We start from the raw sequence: 24857 nt of genomic DNA on the forward strand, positions 1-24857 counted from the left end.
TCACATTTTTCAGCCACCACAAAGGGAGCGGCGGGTGAGTCTCACAGTCATTGCGCAGCGTATGGGTAACACGAGCTTTCAGCGCCTGGTGACTGGCCTTGTCTTGAGCACCTTGCTGGTCGGTTGCTCCAGCACCAAATCGAGCAATGTGCGGGTGGTCGATCGCAACAGTTCGGTGGCCCAGCGTCCTACCGTGACGACCGGCCAGTATGTAGTCCGTCCGGGCGATACGCTGTTTTCGATCGCGTTTCGCTACGGCTGGGACTACAAAGCCCTCGCTGCCCGGAACAATATTCCTACGCCGTATACGATCCATCCGGGTCAGACAATTCGCTTTGATGGCCGTACCGGTTCAACGCCGACGGCGGTGGTGAGCAACAGCAGTTCTTCGCCTTCTTCGTCGAGTAAAACCACGGTAATCAGGCGCCAGGCAAATGGCACGACAACCACCACAACTACCGGTTCTGCGGGGGCTGTACCGTCCGTCGCCAACAAACCAGCACCTGCTCCACTGCCTCCAGCAGGCCCGGCCCCGACCGGCTGGGGATGGCCATCTAATGGCATTCTGATTGGAAAATTCTCTTCAAACGGTAGTTTGAATAAAGGAATTGATATCGCCGGAGATTTGGGACAGCCTGTTTTAGCTGCGTCTGATGGGACGGTGGTATACGCCGGGAGTGGCTTAAGGGGCTACGGCGAATTAGTCATCATCAAACACAGCGAAACCTACGTCAGTGCCTACGGACATAACCGCAGGCTGTTGGTTCGGGAGGGACAGCAGGTCAAGGTCGGACAGACAATTGCCGAAATGGGGTCAACGGGTACAGACCGGGTGAAACTGCATTTTGAGATTCGCCGCCAAGGTAAACCTGTGGATCCGTTGCAGTTCCTGCCAAGACGTTGATTTGTAAGCCAGCCTGTTCCGTCGCGTAGAGGGGACAGGCTCCAGCGCTGCCAAGGATAAAGGCGTCGCTTGAGCTTGGGGTCGAACTCACCAAAGGACTATAACAATGGCTCTCAGTAAAGAAGTGCCGGAGTTTGACATCGACGATGAGGTTCTCCTTATGGAGACCGGCATCGATTCGGAATCTTCGATGTCGAATGATGAAGGGGCTGCTCCACCTTCCGTTCGTTCCAAATCCAAACACTCCGCTTCACTTAAACAACATAAGTACATCGACTACACGCGGGCACTCGATGCCACGCAGTTGTATCTCAACGAAATCGGCTTTTCCCCATTGCTCTCCCCGGAGGAAGAAGTTCATTTTGCGCGACTGTCGCAAAGTGGCGATCCGGCCGGGCGCAAGCGCATGATTGAAAGTAACCTGCGGCTGGTGGTCAAAATCGCCCGGCGTTACGTCAATCGGGGGCTGTCGCTGCTGGATCTGATCGAAGAGGGCAACCTCGGGCTGATCCGGGCGGTGGAAAAGTTCGATCCCGAGCGCGGCTTCCGCTTCTCGACCTACGCGACCTGGTGGATTCGTCAGACCATCGAGCGCGCGATCATGAATCAGACCCGGACCATCCGGTTGCCGATCCATGTGGTCAAGGAGCTCAACGTGTACCTGCGGGCTGCACGGGAGCTGACGCAAAAGCTCGACCACGAACCTTCACCCGAAGAAATCGCCAACCTGCTGGAAAAACCGGTGGGCGAGGTCAAGCGCATGCTGGGCCTGAATGAACGGGTTTCTTCGGTCGACGTCTCGCTGGGTCCGGATTCGGATAAAACCCTGCTGGACACCCTCACCGATGATCGTCCAACCGATCCATGTGAACTGCTGCAGGATGACGACCTGTCGCAGAGCATCGATCAATGGCTGTCTGAGCTGACCGACAAGCAGCGCGAGGTGGTTGTACGCCGCTTCGGCCTGCGTGGTCACGAGAGCAGCACGCTGGAAGATGTAGGCCTGGAGATCGGCCTGACCCGGGAACGGGTGCGGCAGATCCAGGTAGAAGGCCTCAAGCGCCTTCGTGAAATCCTCGAGAAGAATGGCCTGTCGAGCGAGTCGCTGTTCCAGTAAGCGCTTCAAACGCTCGCCCGCAAAAAGCCCCGACTGGTTCGGGGTTTTTTGTTGGCCCGGATTTAATGGTCATCTCGCAAGCCTGTTTCATTGTCAGACGTACGGTTGGCATTTTCATCGTTTGTAGTCTCGCGGTGTAAGCCTTGGCTTACTCTTTCGTAAGTGTTCACTATTTTTACAGTACGGTAGACGTCGATCGCTTTCGGCATCGTTATTTAACTAGTTGATTTATATATTTATTTTTTAATGTGAAGTGCTTATGACAGCAATTTTTTGCCCACTGCGCCAATTGCTCTTGTCGGGGAACTCTCTAGTATCTGGGTTGTGTCGACGGACAGACACGCCCTTCAAGGAAGAGGGGAACGGACATCGCAGGACGCGATTCATCAGGACGATGAAAAGGAATACAGGGAATAGGGAAAAAATGTGGGCGGGTCATACCGCCCCTTTTTTTTGCCCGCAAAAAAGTAAAACCCGGAAAAGCAAAAAGGCCCGCAAGGGGCCTTTTATCTCGAGCGCGAGACAGATCAGCGTTCGAGGTCTTTGATCTTGCCTTTGACGCCATCCCACTCTTCGGCATCCGGGAGCGATTCTTTCTTCTCGGTGATGTTCGGCCAGATTTCAGCCAGCTCAACGTTGAGTTGAATGAATTCCTGCATTTCTTCCGGAACTTCGTCCTCGGAGAAAATAGCGACGGCCGGGCATTCCGGTTCGCACAGGGCGCAGTCGATGCACTCATCCGGGTGAATCACCAGGAAATTCGGGCCTTCGTAAAAGCAGTCCACCGGACAGACTTCTACGCAGTCGGTGTACTTGCACTTGATGCAGTTGTCGGTGACGACGAAGGTCATTTCTAATTTTCTCCTCAGGCGGCGGCAGCGTTGCCCCTTCACGGTTGGGGTCGCCAGGTTCGGGAGCGATACCTGCTGGCCAGGCTATTAGCCAGCAGCATCCCAAACCGCGCGAGATTCTAACAGCTTGAAGCCGTTTGCGTTATATCCGCTTCTTCAGTGCTTATATCCGGTTCTTCAGTGCATAGAGCATTTCGAGCGCACGACGCGGGGTCAGGTCATCCAGATCCAGTTTAGCCAGCTCATCCAGCACCGGGTGCGGCAGGCTGGCGAACATGTCGCTTTGCTGCGGCGTCGCTGGTTTGCCCTTGGCCGCAGGTTTCGGCGCTTCATGTGGCAAAGCGGTTTCTTCCAGTCGGCTCAAGTGCTCGCGGGCACGCACGATCACTTCGCTTGGCACGCCGGCCAACTGCGCCACTGCAAGGCCATAACTCTGGCTGGCAGGTCCCGGCAGAACATGGTGCAGGAACACGATGCGCTCGTTGTGCTCGGTGGCGTTGAGATGGACGTTGGCCACCAATGGCTCGGCCTCCGGCAGCACGGTCAGTTCGAAGTAGTGCGTAGCGAACAGCGTATAAGCGCGCAGATGGGCCAGACGCTCCGCCGCCGCCCACGCCAGCGACAGACCGTCGAAAGTGCTGGTGCCACGACCGACTTCGTCCATCAGCACCAGACTGCGTTCGGTGGCGTTGTGCAAGATGTTCGCGGTTTCGCTCATCTCGACCATGAAGGTCGAACGGCCACCGGCGAGGTCATCACTGGAGCCGATCCGCGTAAAGATGCGGTCGACCAGCGACAATTCACAACTGGCTGCCGGCACGAAGCTGCCGATATGCGCCAGCAGCACGATCAATGCGGTTTGGCGCATGTAGGTGGATTTACCGCCCATGTTCGGGCCGGTGATCACCAGCATGCGCGTGTTGTCATCCAGATTGAGGTCGTTGGCCACGAACGGCGTGGTCAGCACTTGCTCGACCACCGGGTGACGACCCTGGTTGATGCGCATGCACGGCTCGCTGACGAAGCGTGGGCAGTTCAAGTCAAGGTTCAGTGCACGCTCGGCGAGGTTGCTCAACACGTCCAGTTCGGCCAGTGCGCCGGCGGTGTCCTGCAGCGGCGGCAACTGGCTGATCAGGTCTTCCAGCAACGCTTCGTAAAGCATTTTCTCCCGAGCGAGGGCACGGCTCTTGGCAGAGAGGGCCTTGTCTTCGAATTCCTTCAGCTCAGGCGTGATGAAACGCTCGGCGCCTTTGAGGGTTTGCCGACGAATGTAGTCCGCCGGGGCGGATTCGGCCTGCTTGCTCGGCAACTCGATGAAGTAGCCGTGAATGCGGTTGTAGCCGACTTTCAGATGGCTCAGACCGGTGCGGGCTTTCTCACGGGCTTCCAGGTCGATGAGGAACTGGCCGGCGTTCTCGCTCAGCGATTGCAGTTCGTCGAGTTCGCTGTCGTAACCGGTTTTCAACACGCCGCCGTCACGGATAACTGCCGGCGGGTTGTCGATGATGGCTTTTTCCAGCAGTGCCGCCAGTTCCGGGTAGGTGCTGGTGATGGTCGCCAGATTCTGCAGGTGTGGCGCTTCCAGGTCGGTCATTGCCACTTGCAGTTCTGGCAGTGCGCCAAGGGCGTCACGCAGGCGTGCGAGGTCGCGAGGACGCGCATTACGCAGACCGATTCGCGCGAGAATCCGCTCGATGTCGCCGATTTCCTTGAGTTGCGGTTGCAGCTTTTCGAAGCGGTAGCGATCGAGCAGGCAGGTGATCGAGGTCTGGCGCGCCAGCAACACAGTCAGGTCGCGCAGCGGACGATTCAGCCAACGGGTCAGCAAGCGGCTGCCCATGGCGGTCTGGCAGCGATCGACCACGGATTGCAGAGTGTTGTCTCGACCACCGGCCAGGTTGGTGTCGAGTTCAAGGTTGCGGCGGCTCGCACCGTCCAGCACCACGGTGTCATCCAGACGTTCGTGGCGCAGGCTGCGCAAATGGGGCAGAGCGGTGCGCTGGGTTTCCTTGGCGTAGGCCAACAGGCAACCGGCGGCGCCGATGGCCAGGGTCAGGTTCTCGCAGCCGAAGCCTTTGAGGTCCTGAGTGGAAAACTGCTGGCAAAGACTTTTCAGCGCCGAGTCGCGCTCGAAATCCCACGGCGCACGACGACTGACACCACGGCGTTTTTCCGCCGGAAGATCCCTCGGCCAGTCGTCCGGGATCAGCAGTTCCACCGGGTTGATCCGCTCCAGTTCCGCCAGCAGATTTTCCCAGCCTTTGATTTCCGACACGCTGAAACTGCCGCTGGTGATGTCCAGCACGGCCAGACCGAACAGCCGCTCATCACCCAGCAGCGCAGCGATCAAGTTGTCGCGGCGCTCGTCGAGCAGCGCCTCATCACTGACCGTCCCCGGCGTGAGGATCCGCACCACCTGACGCTCAACCGGGCCTTTGCTGGTAGCCGGGTCGCCGACCTGCTCGCAGATCACCACGGACTCGCCAAGCTTGACCAGCTTCGCCAGATAACCTTCCGCCGCATGGTAAGGAATCCCACACATCGGAATCGCCTGCCCCGCCGATTGCCCGCGCGCGGTCAGCGTGATGTCCAGCAACTTGGCCGCCTTCTTCGCGTCTTCGTAGAAGATCTCGTAGAAGTCGCCCATGCGGTAGAACATCAGCTGATCCGGGTGCTGATTCTTCAGGCGCCAGTACTGCTGCATCATCGGAGTGTGGGAGGACAGGTCGGAGACGGCTTTATTCATCGGATTGTCAGGCAACTCGTTAAAAGATGTAGGGCGAAAGCGGGGGCATCAGCCGGGCTTTTCCGCGATGGGCGCAAGGTTACCATGGGCGGTCTGTCGGACGCAGGCATCGCGGCCGGGTGAAGGTTTTCTTCATCGGAAATTGTATTTATGCACGATTTATGCAAATCAGCATTTGTCATCATGAAAAACTTCAAGCACTATGCGCGTTATGCAAAAACGCAACGTAGCCTCCGTCTTAAGAGCACTGCTCGATCAGCACGGGATCTCCCCCACGGAGCTCCACCGTCGCACCGGCGTGCCTCAATCCACTCTCTCGCGGATTCTCAGCGGGAAGATCGTCGATCCCTCGGATAAACACATTTCGAAGATCGCCGAGTACTTCGCCGTGAGCACCGATCAACTGCGCGGGCGCGCGGATGTTGCGCCGTCTGCCGGAGCCGCGCGTGATGACGTACACGCGGAACTCAAGGACATAATGCTGTGGGACGACGATACGCCTGTCGATGATGACGAAGTATCGGTGCCGTTCCTTCGCGAGGTTGAATTGGCAGCAGGATCAGGAAGATTCGTCATCGAAGAGAGCGAGCGCTCTAGCCTGCGCTTCGGCAAGCGCAGCCTGCGCCATAACGGTGTGCAGTTCGACCAGGCCAAATGCGTGACGGTACGCGGCAACAGCATGTTGCCGGTATTGCGCGATGGCGCCACCGTCGGCGTCAATGCGGGCAAGTGCGGCATCGGCGACATCATTGATGGCGACCTGTACGCCATCAATCACAATGGCCAGTTACGCGTGAAGCAGCTTTATCGCTTGCCTACCGGCATTCGTCTGCGCAGCTTCAATCGCGATGAACACCCGGACGAGGACTACAGCTTCCAGGAAATCCAGGAAGAGCAGATCGTCATTCTCGGCCACGTCTTCTGGTGGGGCATGTACGCCCGCTAACCCGACCCTCTTCAGATAAACCCGCCCATTGGCGGGTTTTTTTTCGCCTTGATGAAACCGCCAAACCCTTTCGCCGCGGGGCTTTCATGCGTTTGCGCATTTCTAATGCATAAATAAATGCATTTGCGCATTGACTGGATATGCATACATGCATATTCTTGCCACCAAGCCGCTCGACAAAGCGGCTGGCAAGAAAGCTCTTTAGTTCCACAAGAACAGGCAGCGATGAACCGGCCTCAACGGTTCAGAGGGTTGGCAACTGACCCGGGTGTGCAGCGTAAAGCACCAGAAGCAGTTATCCGGCGGGCAGGGACCGCGGTCGGAAAAACAATTTGAATGGACTCGTACCGCGCCAGTAGCGCCGAAAAGTCAGCTTCCTTCTCGAACACAGGATTTGAAGGAAGGCGAAGGAGCGCATTACTGAAAAGCCCGGTGTGCGAACGCCGGGCTTTTTGGAATGCCTGCCCTCCAGATTGCAGATCGAACCTGTCTGCAGATTCATCGCTTGACCCGTCCACAACGGAAGTTGCCGGCAGACATCAAAAAAGGCATTGCAGATGTTGAAAGATTGCAGATGTGGAAAGTGCAAAAGACTGCTCGCCCGGATGGGTGAGTACACAGAGTTCCAGATCAAATGTTCCCGATGTGGAACATTGAACCATGTGAGGGCCGGGAGCCCCGAACGATCGCCTGTGAGCGACTTGAGTGCTGCATCGCCAGCACACCCTGATCAATCCACTCATAGGTAGAGAAATGAACACTTTGAAAAAATACGTAGCACCGTTTCTGGTCGCCGCTGCACTGCTGGGTAATGGCGGTAGCGCGGTTGCCGCTAACCTGTTGGTCAACGGCAGCTTTGAACAGCCCGGCTGCAGTGGCAGCTGCATTCTGGACACCCCGGCGAAAGCCAATTTCATCACCGGCTGGACGACGTTTCTGTCCGGTGCCGAATACTTCAACATGCCGGCTTCGATCGGTGGTTCCGCGGCTGCAGACGGCGTGGTGATCGTTGACCTGGCCAACTACGTTTACGGCAATGGGGGAGGGATTCAGCAGAACTTTGCCACCACCGTGGGCGCCAAGTACCGATTGACCTTCAGCGCGGGTAACTCGCGTTACGCCAGCCGCTCCGGTGATGGTGTCATTCAAGTGAAAGTGGCCGGCCAGACCGCTACCTTCAACACACCGTCTGCCAAAGGCGTCGCGGTTGAGTGGAGCACCATCACTTACGAATTCACTGCAATCACTCCACAGACGACGTTGGCGTTTTTCAACGAGCAGAATCCGTATGCCAACTTTGCCTTTATCGACAACGTCATTGTTGAGCGCCTGTAACGCCGACCGCCGTGGATCCGCGGCGTTTTATCCCAGTGTAAAAGGCGACACCGTTACGGTGTCGCTTGCGCACAATCCCTTCATTCATCAACGCTCTCAGGAGGCGTGACATGACAACCGAGCAACAAGCATTGGCCGATATGCCAATCTGGCTGGTCATCCTCCTCGCCGTAGTGGGGGGAGTGTCTGGCGAAATGTGGCGCGCCGACAAGGAAGGCGCACGCGGCTGGCCGCTGCTGCGCCGTCTGGCCCTGCGCTCCGGCGCCTGCATGATCTGCGGTGTGTCGGCGATCATGCTGCTGTATGCCGCCGGCATGTCGATCTGGGCCGCCGGCGCCTTCGGTTGCCTGACCGCAATGGCCGGAGCAGACGTGGCTATCGGTCTGTATGAACGCTGGGCCGCCAAGCGCATCGGCGTCTGCGAAGTACCGCCTCGCGACCAACCTTGAACTTGGTATTTCTCCGTGCCGCCATGTTGGCGGCAGGGCTGCGCGTGGACGAATGAAAAGGAGCTCATGTATGCCCACACCGATTCAGCTGCCGTCGCAACTGTTCACCGCCATCGCGACGACGCTGCGCAACACCGCCGGGCTCAATATCAGCGTCGGCAAGCACGACGATTTCACGGCACCAGGCGATCAGGCCTGGGTGCTGATCGACTTCGATCGAAATGCCTCGGGATTGCGCGCCGCTGATGGGCGTATCGCTCATGTCATGACGCTGTCGCTGCAAGTCATCCCGGCGCTTTCAGCGACCGCGTTTGCCGCGTGCGATCTGATCGCCGTGCTGAAAAACCTGATCACCGACAATCGCTGGGGCCTGCCCGGCGATCAGTGTGATCTGCCGACCAACATCGATGGCTTGCCGTCATTGCTCGGCCTGCAATACAAGGCCTGGACCCTGACGTTCAACCAGACCCTCTACCTAGGCCCGACCTTGCTGGACGATCCGCTGGGTACGCCGAAATTCGCTCGTACCTGGGAAGTCAGCAACATCGATGATCCCGACCAATACACCGCGCTGGAGGCCTGACCGATGTTCGACGCATTACTGCGCATGCAGCTCGGCCCGATCATCGAACGCCTGGCCGAGATGGAAGCGGAAATCGACGACCTGCACCGCCGCGCCGAAAGCTTTTGCCGCATTGGCATTTGCCAGACAGTCGATGCGGCGAGCAATACCTGCCAGGTCAGCCACGGCGGATTGCTCACGCCGGCCATAAAGTTCTTCAACCCCAGTGCAGGTGCACAAAGCGAATCGCGGATTCCGACGGTGGGCGAACAATGTCTGCTGTTCAACTACGGGAGCGGCGAAAGCGGTGCACAGAGTGTGGCGTTGTTCGGCTTGAACAGCGACCGCTTTCCGCCAGCCTCGACCGTGCCGACGCTGACCCGTCGAGTGCATCAGGACGGCAGCGAAAGCGGTTACGACGATGCTTCACACACCCTGCACTGGCAGAACGGCCCGGCAGCATTCAGCGGTTCTCGCGAATCGCTCGAACTGAACATCGGCCCAGCACGCCTGGCGATGACACCACAGCTGATCTCCCTGCAACTGGGCGCCGTCGGCCTGACCATTGACGCCTCCGGTGTGCACTTCAGCGGCCCATTGGTCGATCACCAGGGCCGTGTCATCAGCCCCTGATTCAAGAGCTTGCGATGATCGGAATCGATAGAGACAGCGGGGCCACGGTCGACGACTGGCTGCAATTTGTGCAGCGCGCGACCCGGGCCCTGACCACGCCGCTGGGCACCCGGCAAAAACGGCCCTTGTACGGATCGTTGATCCCCACGCTGCTGGGACAGAACCTCGGCGACGATGTCCTGCTTCTGGCGCAGAGCCACGCGGCGCAAGCGTTCTACAACGCGCAGAACGGCATCAGCGATTTTCAACCGCAAGTGATCGTCGCCAGCCGTCAGGGCGCCGGTCTGCTCCTGCGTTTCGCCGGCACCTGGAAAAACCGTCAACAAACCTTCGAGGTCGTGACATGAGCATGTTGATCCCCGGTCAGAACCAATTGGCCGAACCCGCGCTGATCACCGTTGAAGCCTTCGAAGATCTGCTCGCCGAGTTCAAGGCTTTCGTCATCGAATACGTCGGAGCGCGCTCGCCAGAAAGTGCCGCGAAACTCAAGACCAGTCTGGAAAACGAAAGTGAACTGCTGACCCTGGCGCTGGAGGCTTTCTGTGTCCGGTTGCAAACCCACGAGCGCAAGTACAACGCCCGCATCAAGCAGATGCTGGCGTGGTGGGCGACCGGCAGCAACCTCGATGCGCGGCTGGCGGACATGGGCCTTGAGCGGCAGTTGCTCGATCCGGGCGATCCGGCGGCATTCCCGCCAGTGCCAGCGATTTATGAAAGCGACGACGATGCGCGGTTGCGTTATTACCTGGCGCCACACGCTCCGGCGGCGGGCTCGCGGATGCAGTATCGCCGCGAAGTCTTCACTCTTGGCGAGCGTCCGACTGTGCACGTCGAATCCACTGAGGCGGGTGTGGTGAATGTCACTTACACCTTCAACCCGGATGGCTTCGCCGCACAGGTCAAGGATGGCAATGGTCGACGCACTGCGCCGGGCGAAGTGCAGGTCACTGTGCTGTCCCGCGATGGCGATGGCACGCCTTCCCAGGCATTGCTTGAAGGCGTTCGTCTGCATTTCGCACGGCCGGATGTACGACCTGAAACCGACCTTGTCACGGTCAAGGCAGCCGATATTCAACGCTACAAGATTCGCGTTGTCGCGAAGATCAATTCCGGTCCCGATTCGGGCCTGACCAAAGTCGCCGCACAGCAACAATTACAGGCTTACGCCGATAGCTGCCATCGCCTCGAAGGCCGGGTCGATCCGAGCTGGATCGACTACACGCTGCACAGCGCCGGCGCCGTGCAACTGCAGATTCTTGAACCGCTGGCGCCAATCGTGACGACGGCGTTTCAAGCGCCTTACTGCACCGCAGTCGAAGTCGAGGTGCTGACGCTATGAGTGAGCAAACTCAGCGTCCGACGCTGCTGCCTGCGAACAGTTCGGCACTCGAACGTGGACTGGATCTGGGTTTCGGCGCGCTGCTTGATCGCATCGCGCCGCCGTTTCCCGAACTGATGAACCCGAGCGAAACACCGGTCGCATTCCTGCCGTATCTGGCAGCGGATCGCGGTGTTGCCGAGTGGAGCACCGCCGCGCCGGAAGCGGAAAAACGCCTGACCGTCGAGCTCGCCTGGCCCACCGCGCGCCAGGCTGGCACTCGCAAGGCACTGGAAAACGCCGCCAAGGGTTTGCAACTGCGTCCCGAGATCCGCGCCTGGTACGAACAGACACCGCCCGGCGCGCCTTACAGTTTTTCCGTACGGGCCTTCAGCGAGCAACCCTACAGCGAAGAAATCGATGCGCGTCTCGACCGACGCCTGGCTGATGCCAAAAGCGAACGCGATGTGCTGACGGTCTCGGTGGGTCTCAGCGCGTTCGGCAATCACGTCATCGGCGCCGCAACGTTCTGCGGTGAGCTGACCACGGTTTATCCGGTGTTCATCGAAGGGCTCGAAACCTCTGGCGAGGCGTTCAAGGCTGCCGGCATGTACACCGTCGAAACATCCACTATTTATCCTCAGGGGGCCTGAATGGCTGACTATTACACCCTGCTCACCAACGCAGGGATTGCCTACGAAACGGCGTGCAAGGCCGCGGGCACGCCGATCAAGTTGACGCAGATTTCCGTCGGTGACGGCGGCGGCGCGGTTTACAACCCGGCCGCGACCGCCACTGCGCTGAAACGCGAAGTCTGGCGCGGGCCGCTGAATGCGCTGTTCCAGGACGAGAAGAATCCGAGCTGGCTGCTCGCCGAAGTCACCATTCCGCCGGATGTTGGTGGTTGGTATGTACGAGAGGCCGGGCTGTGGACTGACACCGGGATTCTCTACGCCATCGTCAAATACCCGGAGTCGTTCAAACCGGTATTGGCGACGTCGGGTTCGGGCAAAGAGTTCTACATTCGTTCGATTTTCGAGACCAGTAATGCGTCGCTGGTGACGTTGTTGATTGATGACACGGTGGTGAAAGCCACGCGTGCCTGGGTCATGAGTTATCTGGCCGAAGAACTCGGCAAGCTGGATGGCAAGCAATCGGTGCGCGTCGCTGCAACGGGCAATATCGTGTTGAACGGCGCGCAGCAGATTGACGGCGTCGCTGTGGTCGCTGGTGACCGTGTGCTGTTGCCGAATCAGACGCTGGCCAAGGACAACGGCCTGTGGATCGTTGCCAACGGCGACTGGGTACGGGCGACCGATGCCAACAGCAACGCCAAGGTCACGCCTGGCCTGACGGTCATGGTGGAGGAGGGCACGGCGAACGGAGATTCGTTGTGGCACCTGACCACCAATGCGCCGATCACCCTCGGCACCACGGCGCTGACGTTCAAGATGTTGGCCGGACGTACCGGGATTTCTGCCGGGACATACAAAAGTCTCACGGTGGATGAATATGGCCGGGCGACGGCGGGTGCGAATCCCGAGACGCTGGCCGGATTTGGCATCAAGGATTCGTACACCAAGGCTGAAGTCGAAGCGCTGATTGCCAAGGCTTCAGCGTTGCCGGTGGGTTCGATTGTCGCGTTTCCGGTTGATGCACCACCGCCGGGTTTTCTTGAGCTGGATAACAGCGTCCAGAGCAGCGCACTTTACCCAGACCTAAGCGCCTATCTGGGTGGCAAGTTCAATAAGGGGAATGAGGGCGTTGGTAATTTCCGCTTGCCGGAAACCCGCGGGGAGTTTTTGCGCGGTTGGGATCATGGGCGTGGTGTGGATGCTGGACGTGGTCTTGGCAGTTGGCAGGCTGACGACAACAAATCCCACATTCACGGGACAACCTACGATGTCATCGCTGATATTTTTATGGCGGGGGACGTCAGACGAAATTATTTGCAGCAGTACAACGGAACCGACGACGTTGTAACTAAAGCCTCCGGTGGTAATGAGGCTCGTCCGCGCAACATCACCGTCATGTGGTGCATCAAAGCCTGGAACGCCCCGGTCAATCAGGGAAACATCGACGTAGCAGCACTGGTCAAGGAAGTTTCTCGCCTCGGATCGGCTGTGCCGGTTGGTGCGGTAATGGCCTTCCCGACAGGTATCGTTCCACCGGGTTTTCTGGAGCTGGATGGCAGTGTTCAGAGTATTGCGACTTATCCTGATCTGGCCGCATATCTCGGTACCAGTTACAACAAAGGCAACGAGGGCACAGGCAACTTCCGCTTGCCAGAGTCGCGCGGTGAATTCCTGCGCGGTTGGGATCATGGGCGCGGTGTAGATGTGGGGCGGGCAGTCGGCAGTTATCAGGCAGATGAGCTGAAATCCCATACCCACCAAATCAGCGCCCCCACATCAATTACTGCATCAGGTGGTTCGACAGGCGTTATTTTGGCGGCTGGTGGAACGCTGAACTGGTCGACTACCAATACTGGTGGTTCTGAAACCCGTCCGCGCAACCTCGCCGTCATGTGGTGCATCAAAGCCTGGAACGCACCGATCAATCAGGGAAACATCGACATCGCCGCGCTCGCCGATGAAGTTCGCAACGCGTCGGGTCGCTATTTGCGTACACGTGTTTACAAGGCAAACGAACTCTATCAGCCGGGTCCCGGCACGAAAAAAATCAAATACAGACTGCAAGGAGGGGGCGGTGCCGGAGGGGGCACGGCTTCGACAGCTAATACTCAACTGTCAGCCGGTTGCGGTGGTGGGGCCGGTGCTTACGCAGAAGGCTGGCTGACTCAAGGTTTTGAAGGGCAACAGGTGATTGTTGGTAAAGGGGGCACAGGTGCCGCCGCCTACATTGGCGGCAATGGCGGAACAACCTCCTTTGCCGGTGTCGCCGCCCCAGGTGGTTTCGGCGGTGGGTGGTCGGCCAATGTCGTGCCGCCGCTGTTCCTTGGCCGCACACCAAACTCGGAGCCTGCGACAGGTGGTACGACGATCAATGCAAGTGGCCAGGGTGGCGGAGGCGTGACCGGTCCGACATTGAGCTTTGTTACTTCTGGAGAGGGCGGATCCAGCTTGTTCGGGGCGGGTGCTAATCCCTTGGGTACTACCACCCGTGACGGCCAAGCGGCCACGAACCCCGGCGCAGGCGGTGGTGGTGCATTAGCTAGCCCCTCCTGCCCTCTGAATCTCAAAGGCGGCAACGGTGCGGACGGCATCGTGATTATCGAGGAGTGGACCTGATGAGTACCTATGTACGCATTTATGCCGACACGGTTGTCGAGCAGATCGAAACTGACGGTGATGTTTCGACGATGTATCCGTCCACACTGGTGTGGGTATGTGTCGACGACGTCGATCCGCTTCCCCGGCAGGGTTGGACGGCGACGCAGCAGAACGGTGAATGGCAGTTTTTGCCCGAACCACCGATAACGATTGCGCCTGAAACACGGGCCGTCGCGATTGCCGCCGAACGCTTTGTGCGTGAGGCCGCTGGTGTCAGCGTTGATGGGTTGACCATCGAGACAACACGTGACAGCCAATCGTTGATCTCTGGGATGGCGATATCCGCGATTCTGGATCCCGAATACAAGTGCAGTTACAAGGCTGTGGCCGGTTTCATTGAGCTGACGTCCGCGCAAATTCTTGGTGTTGCAACCGCTGTCCGATCTCATGTTCAGGCGTGCTTTGACCGGGAAAAATTTTTGTTGGAGGCCGTTGAAACCGGCACTTACACCGATGACATGCTCACGGAAGGCTGGCCCGACTCTTCATCCGCGACAGCGCTCCCGGCACAACATTAAACGCCCCACACCGTGGGGCGTTTTCATATCTGGCCATCCAGGCGGGTGGTCTGAGAGTCATTACTTATCACACAAGGAAGAACCTATGTTTTACGCACCCTCCACCGGCGGTTTTTACGATCCAGCCATTCATACAGAAATTCCAGGCGATGCTGTTGAAATCTCGCGTGAGTATTGGCTTGAGTTAGTGAACGGGCGGTCTACCGGCAAGATTATCGTCATGAATGATGACAACTACCCGGTGCTGGTTGATCCGCCGGGACCAACACCTGCGGAACTTGAGAGCATTGAACGCTACTGGCGCAAACAGCAGATCGCGCTCACCGATCCCGTGGTCAACCGTCACCGTGACGAGGTGGACCGTTGGCCAACCCAGCTGACCCCGGCGCAATACATCGAGTTGCAGACCTACCGCCACGTGCTGCGCATCTGGCCGGTCGGTGGCGAGTTGCCTTTGAGCGAACACCGCCCGGCAGCGCCGGAATGGCTCGCTAGCCTGCCTGAATAAAAACGCCCCGCACTGACGGGGCGTTTTCTTGTCCCCCCAAGCCCCTCCCGTAGAGGGGCTTGGCTGTTTATGGAGAAACGAAAAATGGCAACCCGCCAAACCTACACCGTGCTCGTCCCATTCCCCACCGGCGGTGGGCACTGGTCGAGCATCGGCCAAGACCTTGATCTGCTCGACGTCGAGGCCAGTGCCCTGCATTTCGCCGGTCGACTGGAACTGAAAACACCTACCACCCAGGCCAAAAAGGCCGCTGCCAAGAAGGCTGACTGAATATGGCTGAGGTTCTGAACTTCGAGCACAACGGCATTACCGTCAATGCCATCGAATCCCCCGAGGCCATGGGTGGCCTGGGTGACAACGTCATCGGTCTGGTCGGCACTGCGCCGAAAGCCGATCCGCTGATTCCGCGCAACGCACCGTTCCGCATCAACAGTTTCACCACCCACGCGCTGCTCGATCCGACCGGTTCGGAAGAGGGCACGCTGTATCACGCCGTCTACCAGATCCTCAAAGTGGTCAAGGTGCCGGTTTACGTAGTGATCGTCGAAGCGGGCGCGACCCCGGCCGACACCGTCAACAACGTGATCGGCGGCGTTGATCCGCTGACTGGTCGCAAGCTCGGTCTGGCTGCACTGGGCAGTGTCCCGGAAGACCTGACCATCATCGGCGCGCCGGGCTTCACCGGCACCAAAGCGGTGGCCGGCGAGTTCGCTTCGTTCGGCAAGCGCATCAAGGCCCGAGTGGTGCTGGACGGCAAGGACGCCTCGGTCGCCGATCAAGTGCTGTACAGCCAGGAACTCGGCGGCGCCGATCTCGGTTTTGACCGTTGCCTGGTGGTGCACAACATGCCCGCCGTGTATTCGAAAGCGGCGAAGAAAAACGTCTTCCTGTCGCCTTCCAGCCTGGCGATTGCCGCGCTGGCCAAGGTCAAGCAGTGGGAGAGCCCGGGCAACCAGGTGACCTACGCCGAGGACGTTTCGCGGGTCGTTGAATACAACATCCTCGACACCTCCACTGAAGGCGATCTGCTCAACCGCTACGGTGTCAGCTACTACGCCCGCACCGTGCTCGGCGGCTTCTCGCTGCTGGGTAACCGCTCGATCACCGGCAAATTCATCAGCTACGTCGGCCTCGAAGATGCGATCAGCCGCAAGCTGGTCAAGGCCGGCCAGAAAGCCATGGCCAAGAACCTCACCAAATCCTTCATGGATCAAGAGGTCAAGCGCATCAACGACTGGCTGCAAACCCTGGTCGCCGATGAAACCATTCCTGGCGGCAGCGTCTATCTGCACCCGGAACTGAACAGCGTCGAGAAGTACAAGAACGGCACCTGGTACGTGGTCATCGACTACGGCCGCTACGCGCCGAACGAACACATGGTTTATCAACTCAACGCCCGCGATGAAATCATCGAGCAGTTCCTGGAGGACGTTCTCTAATGTTTACCAACCGAGTAAGACAGGCCATCGCGGCCACCCTGCAAGGCCTGCCGCTGTCGGCGACCGTTGAAGAATTCACCCCGCCGAAGATCGAATTCGATGTGGAAGAGATGCGTGGCGGACGCTTTATCGTCGAAGAAATGGCCAAGGGCGGCAAAGCGCTCAACGCCAAGCTGACCCTGCAAGGCCTCGGCGCCGAAGTCATGCTCGCACTGGGTGTGAAGCTGGGCGACGACATCCTGCTGAACGTGCGCGAAGCCGGTCAGGATCAGGACGGCAACACCTGGTTCACCTACCACACCGTCGGCGGCAAGCTGAAATCCCTCGAAGAAACCGCCGTGAAAATGGGTGAAAAACCCAAGACCAATCTGGAGCTGTCCTGCCGCACCTACAACCGCCTGGAAAACGGCGTACCGGTGATCGACATTGACGTGCGCACCCAGAAGTTCGTGCTCAACGGCGTCGACATCCTCGGTGATGCCCGGCGTGCGGTGCTGATGCCGTAACCCGTTACACCGCAAAACCTGTGGGAGCGAGCCTGCTCGCGAAGAGGCCATCACATTCGCTACCGATGTGACTGTAAGACCGCTTTCGCGAGCAGGCTCGCTCCCACATTGGGCCGGGTTGACTGGCACTTTGCGCAACACCCCTCAGGAATCACCAAGGAATTCATTCATGTCGTGGATGCCACCCCAGCATGACCTGCTGTCGCCAATTACCGGCGACGACGGTTCGCAGATCGAAACGATCCAGCTCAAGCCGTTGTTCTACGCCGCGCAAAAAGAAGCCCTGGAACGCGCCGGCGATGACGAAGACGATCAGTTCTTCGAACTGGCGCTGCTTGCCACCGGCCTGTCGGTCAAGGAGCTCGACCAGCTCAAACGCCCGGACTACGTGAGCATCGCCCAGTACGTGCACGAAATGTCGACCCGCCCGGCGTCGTACTTTCTGGAGCAGGTCGAAGATGCGGAAAAATCCGCTGATCCCGATCAGGTCCAGCTGCTGCAACCGCTCGCCGTAACTGGCCGCACCGTGACTTCGCTGTCGCTGGAAATGCCGGCGCTGCGCGCCACCAAAGTGATGAAGAAACTGAAAACGGCCAAGGAACGCGCCGAGTTCATCACCGCCCATTGCACCGGCCTGATGATCCCCGATCTGGCCCTGATGACCGTCCCGGACTGGACGCAATTGCAGGTGCGCATCGACGATTTTTTAAACCAGCCGGCGGCCTACTTTCGGAACGCGACATCGAAGTAATCCTCGATATCGTCCCGCTCATTTACCCGGTAAGTGAAGCGGAAATTCTCGAATGGGACGCCGAAAAGGCGTTACGCCGCTACGACATAGCGATCACTCGCCTTGGCGTAAAACAGGAGTAGAGCGGCATGGCAGAGAACAGATATGCGCTCACGTACGCCGGTGAGGGCGGCAACACAACGGGCGGATTTACACTGCCCGACAACCTCGGCAAACCGCTGCAGGATTTGAACCTGACACTGGTAATGGCAAGCGTGGATATTCGTTTGCTGACCCAAGAGCAGATCAAGCTGCGCGAACTGTTGGTCAGCCAGCGATCGCTATTCAAGGTTGTGGCAGCAGCCCCTGCTGCCAATAGTGAGCCGAAGTCAAAGCTCAAGGCGGAGGTCGAGCAGCGCTCACCCCCTAAAACCATGCAAGCAGCGATGACGCAGCAGACCTCTTTGTCAGAACTCAACAGAGTTCTGAAACTGGATAAAGATCAGCTTGAGGCGCTTTCACAAGAAACCCTGAGGATGGCCAGCGAGAAACAGGTTGCTCCCAGTGGCGCCACCGGCGTCGATCTGCTGCAGGTGCAACTGGCTGCGGCCAAGTCGGGGGTGGGTGAAGGCCTTCAACCCGAGCTTAAAGTTGCCGCCTTGACCCACTTCGCTCGTGACGCAGCGATCAACGCTTCGGCGTTCGGCGTTGATGTGAAAACAGCCAGCGAGATGATGCTGGCCTGGCAATCCGCGATGAACCTTGATCGTGCCAAGAGCCAAACCCTGGCCGATGCGACCAACTATCTGGGGCACAGCACGCTGGACGCGACATCGGCGGACATCGGCTCGGTCGTACAGAATGTTGGTGAAAAAGGCGTCGCTGGCGGACTCACGCCGGAGCAGGTCGCGGCACTGGCCGCAGCGTTTTTGAACAGCGGTGTCGACAAGTCCGCAGCGGGAGCCGGGCTCAACAGTCTGATGACGGTGCTTGCCAAGGCCGACACGGCCACGGATGAGCAGCGCACTGCCTGGGCTTCGCTGGGCAATGGACTGGGGCCGGAGGCAGTCGCCACTGGCATGAAGACCGATGCGTCGGCGACCATCATCAAGGTCATGGAAGCCCTCAAGGACAAGAAGCCCGAAGAGAAGGAGGCTTTGACCAAGACCCTCTTCAGTGGCAACGACGCCATTCTCAAGTTGCTGAAAAAGCCTGAGGACGTGACCAAGGCGTTCAGTCTGCTGACTGTGCCGAATTCCGAAGCCCCGTCGAAGCTCGATTACGCCGGGTCAGTTGCCAAAGACGCTGAGCAATTGGGGGGTACCTCGCAAGGACGCGTCAATGCCCTGGACGCCAGTATCACACGGTTGTCTACGGCCGCTGGCGGCGCACTCACCAATGCGTTCGATGGTGTGGTGGTCTCTCTGGATGCTGTCGCCAGTGGCATGGCCCGCTTTGCCGAGGAGCAGCCCAGGGCGACAGCGGCGCTGCTCATGCTGGGCGGTGTTATTGCCTTGTCCCGGGGCGCGCAAATCAAAGCCGCCACGGCATCGGTCATTCGTGGTACGGCGACGAAATTGCTGACGACGGCAGGCGCCGGTCCCCTAATCGATGTTCTGGATCGGTCTGCTGACGCTGACGATACCGTCAAACCCGATAAATCCCGGAAGTCTGGCAAGCCCGGAAAACGCCGCAAGCCAGCCAACCCCAAAGCCCCCGTCAAGCGCTCATCTGTCGCGCCACGAACACCTGCGCAACCACGCCCGACATTGCGCAGCCGTTTGACAGACGCCAAAACCTTGGCCAAGGGGTTCAGCAAAACCAATGCACTGCTGACTGTGGCCACTGCGGCTCCCGACGTGATCAAGGGCCTGCAGGAAGGCGATAACAAACTGGTCGGCGGTGCGCTGGGTTCAGCCGGCGGCAGTCTGGCCGGTGGTTATGCCGGTGCGGTTACCGGCGCGATGATCGGCAGTTTCATTCCCGTCATCGGCACGGCCATCGGTGGCGTGGTGGGCGGCATCGTCGGCAGTACGATGGGCAGCATGGGCGGTTCGTGGCTCGGTGAAAAACTGGCACCGGCCTCCGACAAACTCGCTCCGCCGGCGGAGGTCGCCAAAGAACTGCCGAGCGCGCAGACGCAAAACCAGCAGGTGAGCTTTTCACCGTTGATCCAGGTCACCTGCCCGGCGCCGGACACTGCCGAGCAGATTCGCACAATCATCGGGCAGCAACTGAGTGGGCAATTCCACGGCCAGTTCCTGCCGCTGTTGACCAACAACCCCCTCGCCACCCGCCGTGACGCAGCCCTGACCGATGGAGTCGCCTGATGAAACAACAAATGGCACTGGGCAGTTTCATCTTCGGTCTGTCGCGCAACTTTGCGTACCACCAGTTGCTGCGCAAGTCCGATGGCGGCTGGTCCGAAATACAGATCCTCACCAGCAAACCGAAATCCAGCCAGACCGGCCAGAAGTCGGAAACCCTGACTATCACCGGCAAATCGATGTACGCCGTGGCCATGGATCGGCTCGATGAATTGCGCGCCTTGCAGGCGTTGCGAATCCCGCTGCCGCTGATTGACGGCATCGGTCGCAATTGGGGGCTGTGGCGGATCAACAACGTTCAGGAAACCCAGACCCAGATCATCGATGACGGTACGGCGATGGTGGTCGATTGGGTCATTGAATTGGCGGAGTTCAACAATGCGTAAGGTTCGAAGCGTGGCCGGTGATTCGGTGAATTTGCTGCTCTACCGCGAAACCGGGCGCAGCGACGATGCTGCTGAAGAAGCCCTGTGGAAACTCAACCCGACTCTGGCCGAGCACGGTCCGGTCCTGCCTGCAGGCATCTGGATCGTGCTGCCTGAACTCGACAGCAAACCCGCCGCGATCAAAGCGCTTACGGCCTGGGATTAAGGAGGTTGTATGGCACTGGGTTTTACCCCGGTCGTGCAGATTTATGGCGCAAACGCGGATCTGCTCAACCAGCGTCTGATCAGTTGGGAACACATCGATGCCGCCGGTATCGAGTCGGATCAACTGACCCTGACCATTGATCTGGAAGGCCTCGAAGGGCTGCCGAACCTCGGCGGGAAAATCGGCCTGCGGGTGGGTTACCTGGAAATGGAAGAGATGGTCGATAAGGGCCAGTTCAAAGTCACTCGCCTGACACCAACACTGTTTCCGTTTCGCCTGACCCTGGTGGCCACTGCAGCGCCGTTCAGCAAGGATGATGAAACCGGCTTCAAGCAGCGCCGCACTGCCAGTCATGGGCCGACGACGCTCGGTCAACTGTTTAGCAAACTGGTGTCGCAACACGGCTTTTCATCCCGTGTCGCTGCGGACGTGTCGATGATCCGGATCGCCCACGTTGACCAGTCCAATGAAACCGACATGGGCTTTCTGACGCGGTTGGCGAAGAAGTACAACCTGGTCGCCAAGCCTTATGGCGATGCGTATGTGCTGGCGCGGCCCGGTCAGATCAAATCAATCTCGGGGCAGAAACTGCAGGATGTGACGTTGTCGGTCACCCACGACAATCGTCCCGGCGATCAGGCCTTCATCAGCGCCACGCTGGAAGAGGCCGCCCGCGAACAGGCCAAGGGCTGCAAGACCTGTTTTGTCGATGCGGTTACAGGCGTTTTGCATTGGGTTGAAACGGGACTTGCGCCGTTCAAGACCATCCGCCAGAAGCAGCCTAACGAAGCCGATGCCATCGCTGTGGGCGAAGGCGAAGTGCGCAAGATGCTGCGCCAGAAGTACAAGGTGAAGATCACCTGCCCCGGTGATCCACGGTTGGCGGCCGAGGGCCTGGTGCTGCTCGATGAGACATGGCCGGACTTCATGCGCGGGCGCTGGTCGATCGACAAGGTCACCGCCAGTGGCAGTCGCGAGAACAGCTATCGCTGCCTGATCGATGCATCGTGCCTCGACCCCAAAGCCGAAGCCAAAGACTGACGACACAACTCCCACATTGGGTCCTGCGCAATTCTCATCATTCTGGAACACCCCCATGAAGATCACCCCGGTCCTAACGCAACTGCGTGGGCAATGCCCTGGCCTTGCCAATCACATTTCGGTGGGCGTCGATCTGGCGTTGCTGCAAGGCAATGCCGATCTGCCGACACCCTCGGCCCATGTGCTGCCACTGGCCGACTTGGCGAGTGAAAGCACCACCCAAAACCTCACCACCCAACCGATCCGCGACCGCTTCGAAATCGTCCTGGCGCTTGACGCCACCGACGCTACAAAAGCGCTGGATCTGTTGCATGACCTGCGCGCCGAACTGTGGCGCGCAGTGGTGGGGTTCAAGCCCGACAAAGACTACAGCGCCATCGTTTACGACGGCGGCGAGTTGGTCTCGATCAACAGCAGCCGCGCGTTCTACCGGCTGCGCTTTTTTGCCGAGTTCCAGCTCGGCCGCAATCTGCCAAGTCAGCCTGCGGAGAGTTGGCACGAACGTGAACTGGACGGTTTGTCGTCCTTTACCGGGGCCACCGTGCGGGTCGATGCGATCGATCCTGCCGACCCCAACCTGAAACGCCCGGGCCCCGATGGGCGCGTGGAAATGACTTTCTCTGCAGAGGTAACCCCATGAGCAATCGCATCACCGTACTGCCGGCCGCCGGCCGTGTCGTACCTGACCCGGAGGCCGGCGATCTACTGCCGCTGGAAGGCCGTGAAGTGCTGGACAGCGCCTGGTGGCGCCGACGTCTGGCCGACGGCGATATCACCCTCAAAACCGCACCAGCCAAACAAAAGGGAGCCAAATAATGGCGATCGGATTCAGCAACATCCCTGCGGACATTCGTGTACCGCTGTTCTATGCCGAAATGGACAACTCGGCCGCCAATAGCGCGAGTTCGACCCTGCGTCGTTTGATCGTCGCTCAGGTCAACGACAATATTGCCCCGACCGAAGTCGGCAAACTGGTTCTGGTCTCCAGTGTGGCGCTGGCCAAAAGCATCGGCGGCCAAGGCTCGATGCTCGCCTCGATGTACGAGACCTTCCGCAAGGCGGATCCGATCGGCGAGATCTGGTGCCTGCCGCTGCACAACGCTGAAGGCGCCATCGCCAAAGGCGTGCTGACCCTGACCGGCACCGCCACTCAGGCCGGTGTGCTCAATCTGTATGTCGGCGGCGTGCGTGTGCAAGCCACCGTGGTCAACGGTGCCACTGCTGCACAAGCGGCCACCGCCCTGGCGCAGAAAATCAACGCCACGGCCGATCTGCCGGTGAGCGCTGCGGCTGCCGAAGGTGTGGTCACCCTCAACGCCAAATGGACTGGCGACAGCGGCAACGACATCAGCCTGCAATTCAATCGCCTGGGCAAGAGCAACGGCGAAGACACCCCGGCCGGCCTGACCACCGCGATCACCGCCATGACCGGCGGCGCCGGTGTGCCGGATCAGGTGGCGGCGATTGCCGCGCTGGGTGACGAGCCGTTCGAATTCATCGCACTGCCATGGTCCGATCTGTCGACGCTCAACACCTGGCAAGCAGTGATGGATGACAGCACCGGTCGCTGGTCGTGGGCCAAGCAATTGTTCGGTCACGTCTACAGCGCCAAACGTGGCACTGTCGGCACTCTGGTTGCCGCCGGCCAGGCACGCAACGACCAGCACATGACCATTCAGGCGCTGGAGCCGGGCGTTCCGCAACCGTTCTGGGTACAAGCCGCTGCACTGGCTGCGCGCACCGCCGTGTTCATCTCCGCCGACGCCAGCCGTCCGACCCAAAGCGGCAGCCTGCCGGGCGTTGATCCGGCACCGGCCAGCGAGCGTTTCACCCTGACCGAGCGTCAGTCGCTGCTCAACTACGGCATCGCCACCGCGTACTACGAAGGCGGCTACGTGCGCATTCAGCGCTCGATCACCACCTACCAGAAGAACGCTTACGGTCAGGCCGACAACTCCTACCTGGACAGCGAAACCATGCACCAGTCGGCGTTCATCGTGCGTCGTCTGCAAAGCGTGATCACCAGCAAGTACGGTCGCCACAAACTGGCCTCCGACGGCACCCGTTTCGGCGCCGGCCAGCCAATCGTCACCCCGGCGACCATTCGCGGTGAGCTGATCGCGCAGTACGCCAAGCTCGAACTGGAAGGCCACGTCGAGAACGCCGAGCTGTTCGCCGAGCACCTGATCGTCGAGCGCGACGTGCAGGATCCTAGCCGCGTGAACGTGCTGTTCCCGCCGGATTACATCAATGGTCTGCGCGTGTTCGCACTGCTCAATCAATTCCGTCTGCAGTACGACGACGCGGCTTGATCCGCGCGTTTGACGGCAAGTTATCAGCCCACCTCGCGTGGGCTTTTTTATGCAAGGGAGTAACACCATGGGTCAACTGATTGCAGGCACCTGCTACGTCAAAGTCGACGGCGCACAACTGACCATCAATGGCGGCTGCGAAGCCCCGCTGATGGCCGTTAAACGCGAAACCGTCGTACCCGGCTTCTACAAGGAAACCGACATCGCGCCGTCGTTCAAAGTGACCGCGCTGCACACTGCCGACTTCCCGCTGAAGAAGCTGATCGAAGGCACCGACATCACCGTCACCTGCGAATTCAGCAACGGCAAAGTCTACGTGCTGGCCGGTGCGTATCTGGTTGAAGAACCGGTCTCCAAAGGCGATGACGCCACCATCGAACTGAAATTCGAAGGCATCAAGGGGACCTGGCAATGAGCGGCGCCGTGAAGCTTCAGGTTGCGATCGAAGCTCACGGCGAGCCCCTGACCGAACTCGTCCTGCGCCGTCCGACGGTGCAGGAAGTGCGAGCGATCAAGGCGCTGCCGTACAAGATCGACAAGAGCGAAGAAGTCAGCCTCGACATGGACGTGGCGGCCAAATACATCGCCGTGTGCGCCGGCATTCCGCCGTCGTCGGTCAACCAGTTGGATCTGGCTGACCTCAATGCGCTGAGCTGGGCCGTTGCGAGTTTTTTCATGAGTGCGGCGTCGGCGCCATCACCGACCTGATTGCCGTCGCCTATGACCTGGCC

29 protein-coding genes are annotated in these 24857 nt (G+C 59.3%); 27 read left to right on the plus strand and 2 right to left on the minus strand.

Features of this window, described 5'->3' with window-relative positions; translation table 11 throughout:
* Positions 1-34 precede the first annotated feature (34 nt).
* The gene (locus ACZZ0G_RS17920) at positions 35-904 is read left to right on the plus strand and encodes a peptidoglycan DD-metalloendopeptidase family protein (protein WP_463557004.1); all 870 of its coding nucleotides are present in this window, start codon (positions 35-37) and stop codon (positions 902-904) included.
* Between the two features lie 106 nt (positions 905-1010).
* Positions 1011-2021 (plus strand): RNA polymerase sigma factor RpoS, encoded by a 1011-nt coding sequence (gene rpoS, locus ACZZ0G_RS17925; protein WP_038357938.1) that lies wholly within the window; start codon positions 1011-1013, stop codon positions 2019-2021.
* 527 nt (positions 2022-2548) lie between these two features.
* Here rpoS and fdxA read toward each other — a convergent pair.
* Both fdxA and mutS read right to left on the minus strand, forming a co-directional pair.
* Entirely contained in the window at positions 2549-2872 is a 324-nt protein-coding gene (fdxA, locus tag ACZZ0G_RS17930) for a ferredoxin FdxA (protein ID WP_007908827.1), read from the minus strand.
* A gap of 163 nt (positions 2873-3035) precedes the next feature.
* A complete protein-coding gene (gene mutS, locus ACZZ0G_RS17935; protein WP_463557005.1) occupies positions 3036-5618 on the minus strand; it encodes a DNA mismatch repair protein MutS in 2583 nt (860 codons plus the stop codon).
* 211 nt (positions 5619-5829) lie between these two features.
* On the opposite strand from mutS, the gene ACZZ0G_RS17940 reads away from it, so the two are divergent.
* From ACZZ0G_RS17940 to ACZZ0G_RS18060, 25 genes are all read left to right on the plus strand, one after another.
* On the plus strand, positions 5830-6564 hold the full coding sequence (locus ACZZ0G_RS17940; protein WP_007908821.1) for an XRE family transcriptional regulator: 735 nt from the start codon (positions 5830-5832) through the stop codon (positions 6562-6564).
* Positions 6565-7121: 557 nt separating this feature from the next.
* Positions 7122-7313 carry a Com family DNA-binding transcriptional regulator gene (locus tag ACZZ0G_RS17945; RefSeq protein ID WP_116254564.1) on the plus strand — a complete coding sequence of 64 codons (192 nt, stop codon included), beginning with the start codon at positions 7122-7124 and terminating at the stop codon, positions 7311-7313.
* Between the two features lie 4 nt (positions 7314-7317).
* On the plus strand, positions 7318-7899 hold the full coding sequence (locus ACZZ0G_RS17950; protein ID WP_463557006.1) for a DUF642 domain-containing protein: 582 nt from the start codon (positions 7318-7320) through the stop codon (positions 7897-7899).
* 110 nt (positions 7900-8009) lie between these two features.
* Positions 8010-8348 carry a phage holin family protein gene (locus ACZZ0G_RS17955; protein WP_064393158.1) on the plus strand — a complete coding sequence of 113 codons (339 nt, stop codon included), beginning with the start codon at positions 8010-8012 and terminating at the stop codon, positions 8346-8348.
* 70 nt (positions 8349-8418) lie between these two features.
* On the plus strand, positions 8419-8931 hold the full coding sequence (locus ACZZ0G_RS17960) for a hypothetical protein (RefSeq protein WP_463557007.1): 513 nt from the start codon (positions 8419-8421) through the stop codon (positions 8929-8931).
* Positions 8932-8934: 3 nt separating this feature from the next.
* On the plus strand, positions 8935-9543 hold the full coding sequence (locus ACZZ0G_RS17965) for a phage baseplate assembly protein V (protein ID WP_463557009.1): 609 nt from the start codon (positions 8935-8937) through the stop codon (positions 9541-9543).
* A gap of 14 nt (positions 9544-9557) precedes the next feature.
* Positions 9558-9890: a phage baseplate protein gene (locus ACZZ0G_RS17970; RefSeq protein WP_038357957.1), complete on the plus strand. Its 333-nt coding sequence runs from the start codon at positions 9558-9560 to the stop codon at positions 9888-9890.
* Positions 9887-10882, plus strand: a complete 996-nt coding sequence (locus ACZZ0G_RS17975) for a baseplate J/gp47 family protein (protein ID WP_463557010.1) — start codon at positions 9887-9889, stop codon at positions 10880-10882. Before ACZZ0G_RS17970 ends, ACZZ0G_RS17975 begins: the two co-directional genes overlap by 4 nt.
* Positions 10879-11514 (plus strand): phage tail protein I, encoded by a 636-nt coding sequence (locus ACZZ0G_RS17980; protein WP_463557011.1) that lies wholly within the window; start codon positions 10879-10881, stop codon positions 11512-11514. The genes ACZZ0G_RS17975 and ACZZ0G_RS17980 overlap by 4 nt, the downstream gene beginning before the upstream one ends.
* Positions 11515-14112: a phage tail-collar fiber domain-containing protein gene (locus ACZZ0G_RS17985; protein ID WP_463557012.1), complete on the plus strand. Its 2598-nt coding sequence runs from the start codon at positions 11515-11517 to the stop codon at positions 14110-14112. It abuts the gene before it with no gap.
* Positions 14112-14672 (plus strand): DUF4376 domain-containing protein, encoded by a 561-nt coding sequence (locus tag ACZZ0G_RS17990; RefSeq protein WP_463557013.1) that lies wholly within the window; start codon positions 14112-14114, stop codon positions 14670-14672. Before ACZZ0G_RS17985 ends, ACZZ0G_RS17990 begins: the two co-directional genes overlap by 1 nt.
* Before the next feature lie 85 nt (positions 14673-14757).
* On the plus strand, positions 14758-15180 hold the full coding sequence (locus ACZZ0G_RS17995) for a phage tail protein (protein ID WP_463557014.1): 423 nt from the start codon (positions 14758-14760) through the stop codon (positions 15178-15180).
* Positions 15181-15264: 84 nt separating this feature from the next.
* A complete protein-coding gene (locus ACZZ0G_RS18000; RefSeq protein WP_007908808.1) occupies positions 15265-15450 on the plus strand; it encodes a hypothetical protein in 186 nt (61 codons plus the stop codon).
* 2 nt (positions 15451-15452) lie between these two features.
* Positions 15453-16619 (plus strand): phage tail sheath protein, encoded by a 1167-nt coding sequence (locus tag ACZZ0G_RS18005; protein ID WP_463557015.1) that lies wholly within the window; start codon positions 15453-15455, stop codon positions 16617-16619.
* Positions 16619-17125, plus strand: coding sequence for a phage major tail tube protein (locus tag ACZZ0G_RS18010; protein ID WP_016985055.1), 507 nt, complete (start codon positions 16619-16621; stop codon positions 17123-17125). The genes ACZZ0G_RS18005 and ACZZ0G_RS18010 overlap by 1 nt, the downstream gene beginning before the upstream one ends.
* A gap of 169 nt (positions 17126-17294) precedes the next feature.
* On the plus strand, positions 17295-17876 hold the full coding sequence (locus ACZZ0G_RS18015) for a phage tail assembly protein (RefSeq protein ID WP_463557016.1): 582 nt from the start codon (positions 17295-17297) through the stop codon (positions 17874-17876).
* A gap of 128 nt (positions 17877-18004) precedes the next feature.
* A complete protein-coding gene (locus tag ACZZ0G_RS18020; protein ID WP_463557017.1) occupies positions 18005-20185 on the plus strand; it encodes a phage tail tape measure protein in 2181 nt (726 codons plus the stop codon).
* A complete protein-coding gene (locus ACZZ0G_RS18025) occupies positions 20185-20568 on the plus strand; it encodes a phage tail protein (protein ID WP_460090018.1) in 384 nt (127 codons plus the stop codon). Before ACZZ0G_RS18020 ends, ACZZ0G_RS18025 begins: the two co-directional genes overlap by 1 nt.
* Positions 20561-20773: a tail protein X gene (locus ACZZ0G_RS18030; protein WP_077571347.1), complete on the plus strand. Its 213-nt coding sequence runs from the start codon at positions 20561-20563 to the stop codon at positions 20771-20773. Before ACZZ0G_RS18025 ends, ACZZ0G_RS18030 begins: the two co-directional genes overlap by 8 nt.
* A 9-nt stretch (positions 20774-20782) precedes the next feature.
* The gene (locus ACZZ0G_RS18035; RefSeq protein ID WP_463557018.1) at positions 20783-21814 is read left to right on the plus strand and encodes a phage late control D family protein; all 1032 of its coding nucleotides are present in this window, start codon (positions 20783-20785) and stop codon (positions 21812-21814) included.
* Positions 21815-21869: 55 nt separating this feature from the next.
* A complete protein-coding gene (locus ACZZ0G_RS18040) occupies positions 21870-22454 on the plus strand; it encodes a phage tail terminator protein (protein WP_463557019.1) in 585 nt (194 codons plus the stop codon).
* Entirely contained in the window at positions 22451-22630 is a 180-nt protein-coding gene (locus tag ACZZ0G_RS18045; protein WP_034154909.1) for a DUF2635 domain-containing protein, read from the plus strand. Before ACZZ0G_RS18040 ends, ACZZ0G_RS18045 begins: the two co-directional genes overlap by 4 nt.
* A complete protein-coding gene (locus ACZZ0G_RS18050) occupies positions 22630-24126 on the plus strand; it encodes a phage tail sheath subtilisin-like domain-containing protein (RefSeq protein ID WP_160056277.1) in 1497 nt (498 codons plus the stop codon). The genes ACZZ0G_RS18045 and ACZZ0G_RS18050 overlap by 1 nt, the downstream gene beginning before the upstream one ends.
* A 67-nt stretch (positions 24127-24193) precedes the next feature.
* Entirely contained in the window at positions 24194-24541 is a 348-nt protein-coding gene (locus tag ACZZ0G_RS18055; protein ID WP_007908779.1) for a phage tail tube protein, read from the plus strand.
* Complete coding sequence (locus ACZZ0G_RS18060; RefSeq protein ID WP_007908778.1) at positions 24538-24834, plus strand: phage tail assembly protein; 297 nt, start codon at positions 24538-24540, stop codon at positions 24832-24834. The genes ACZZ0G_RS18055 and ACZZ0G_RS18060 overlap by 4 nt, the downstream gene beginning before the upstream one ends.
* The last annotated feature ends 23 nt before the right edge of the window (positions 24835-24857 follow it).

Source organism: Pseudomonas sp. AC169, from assembly GCF_979258515.1.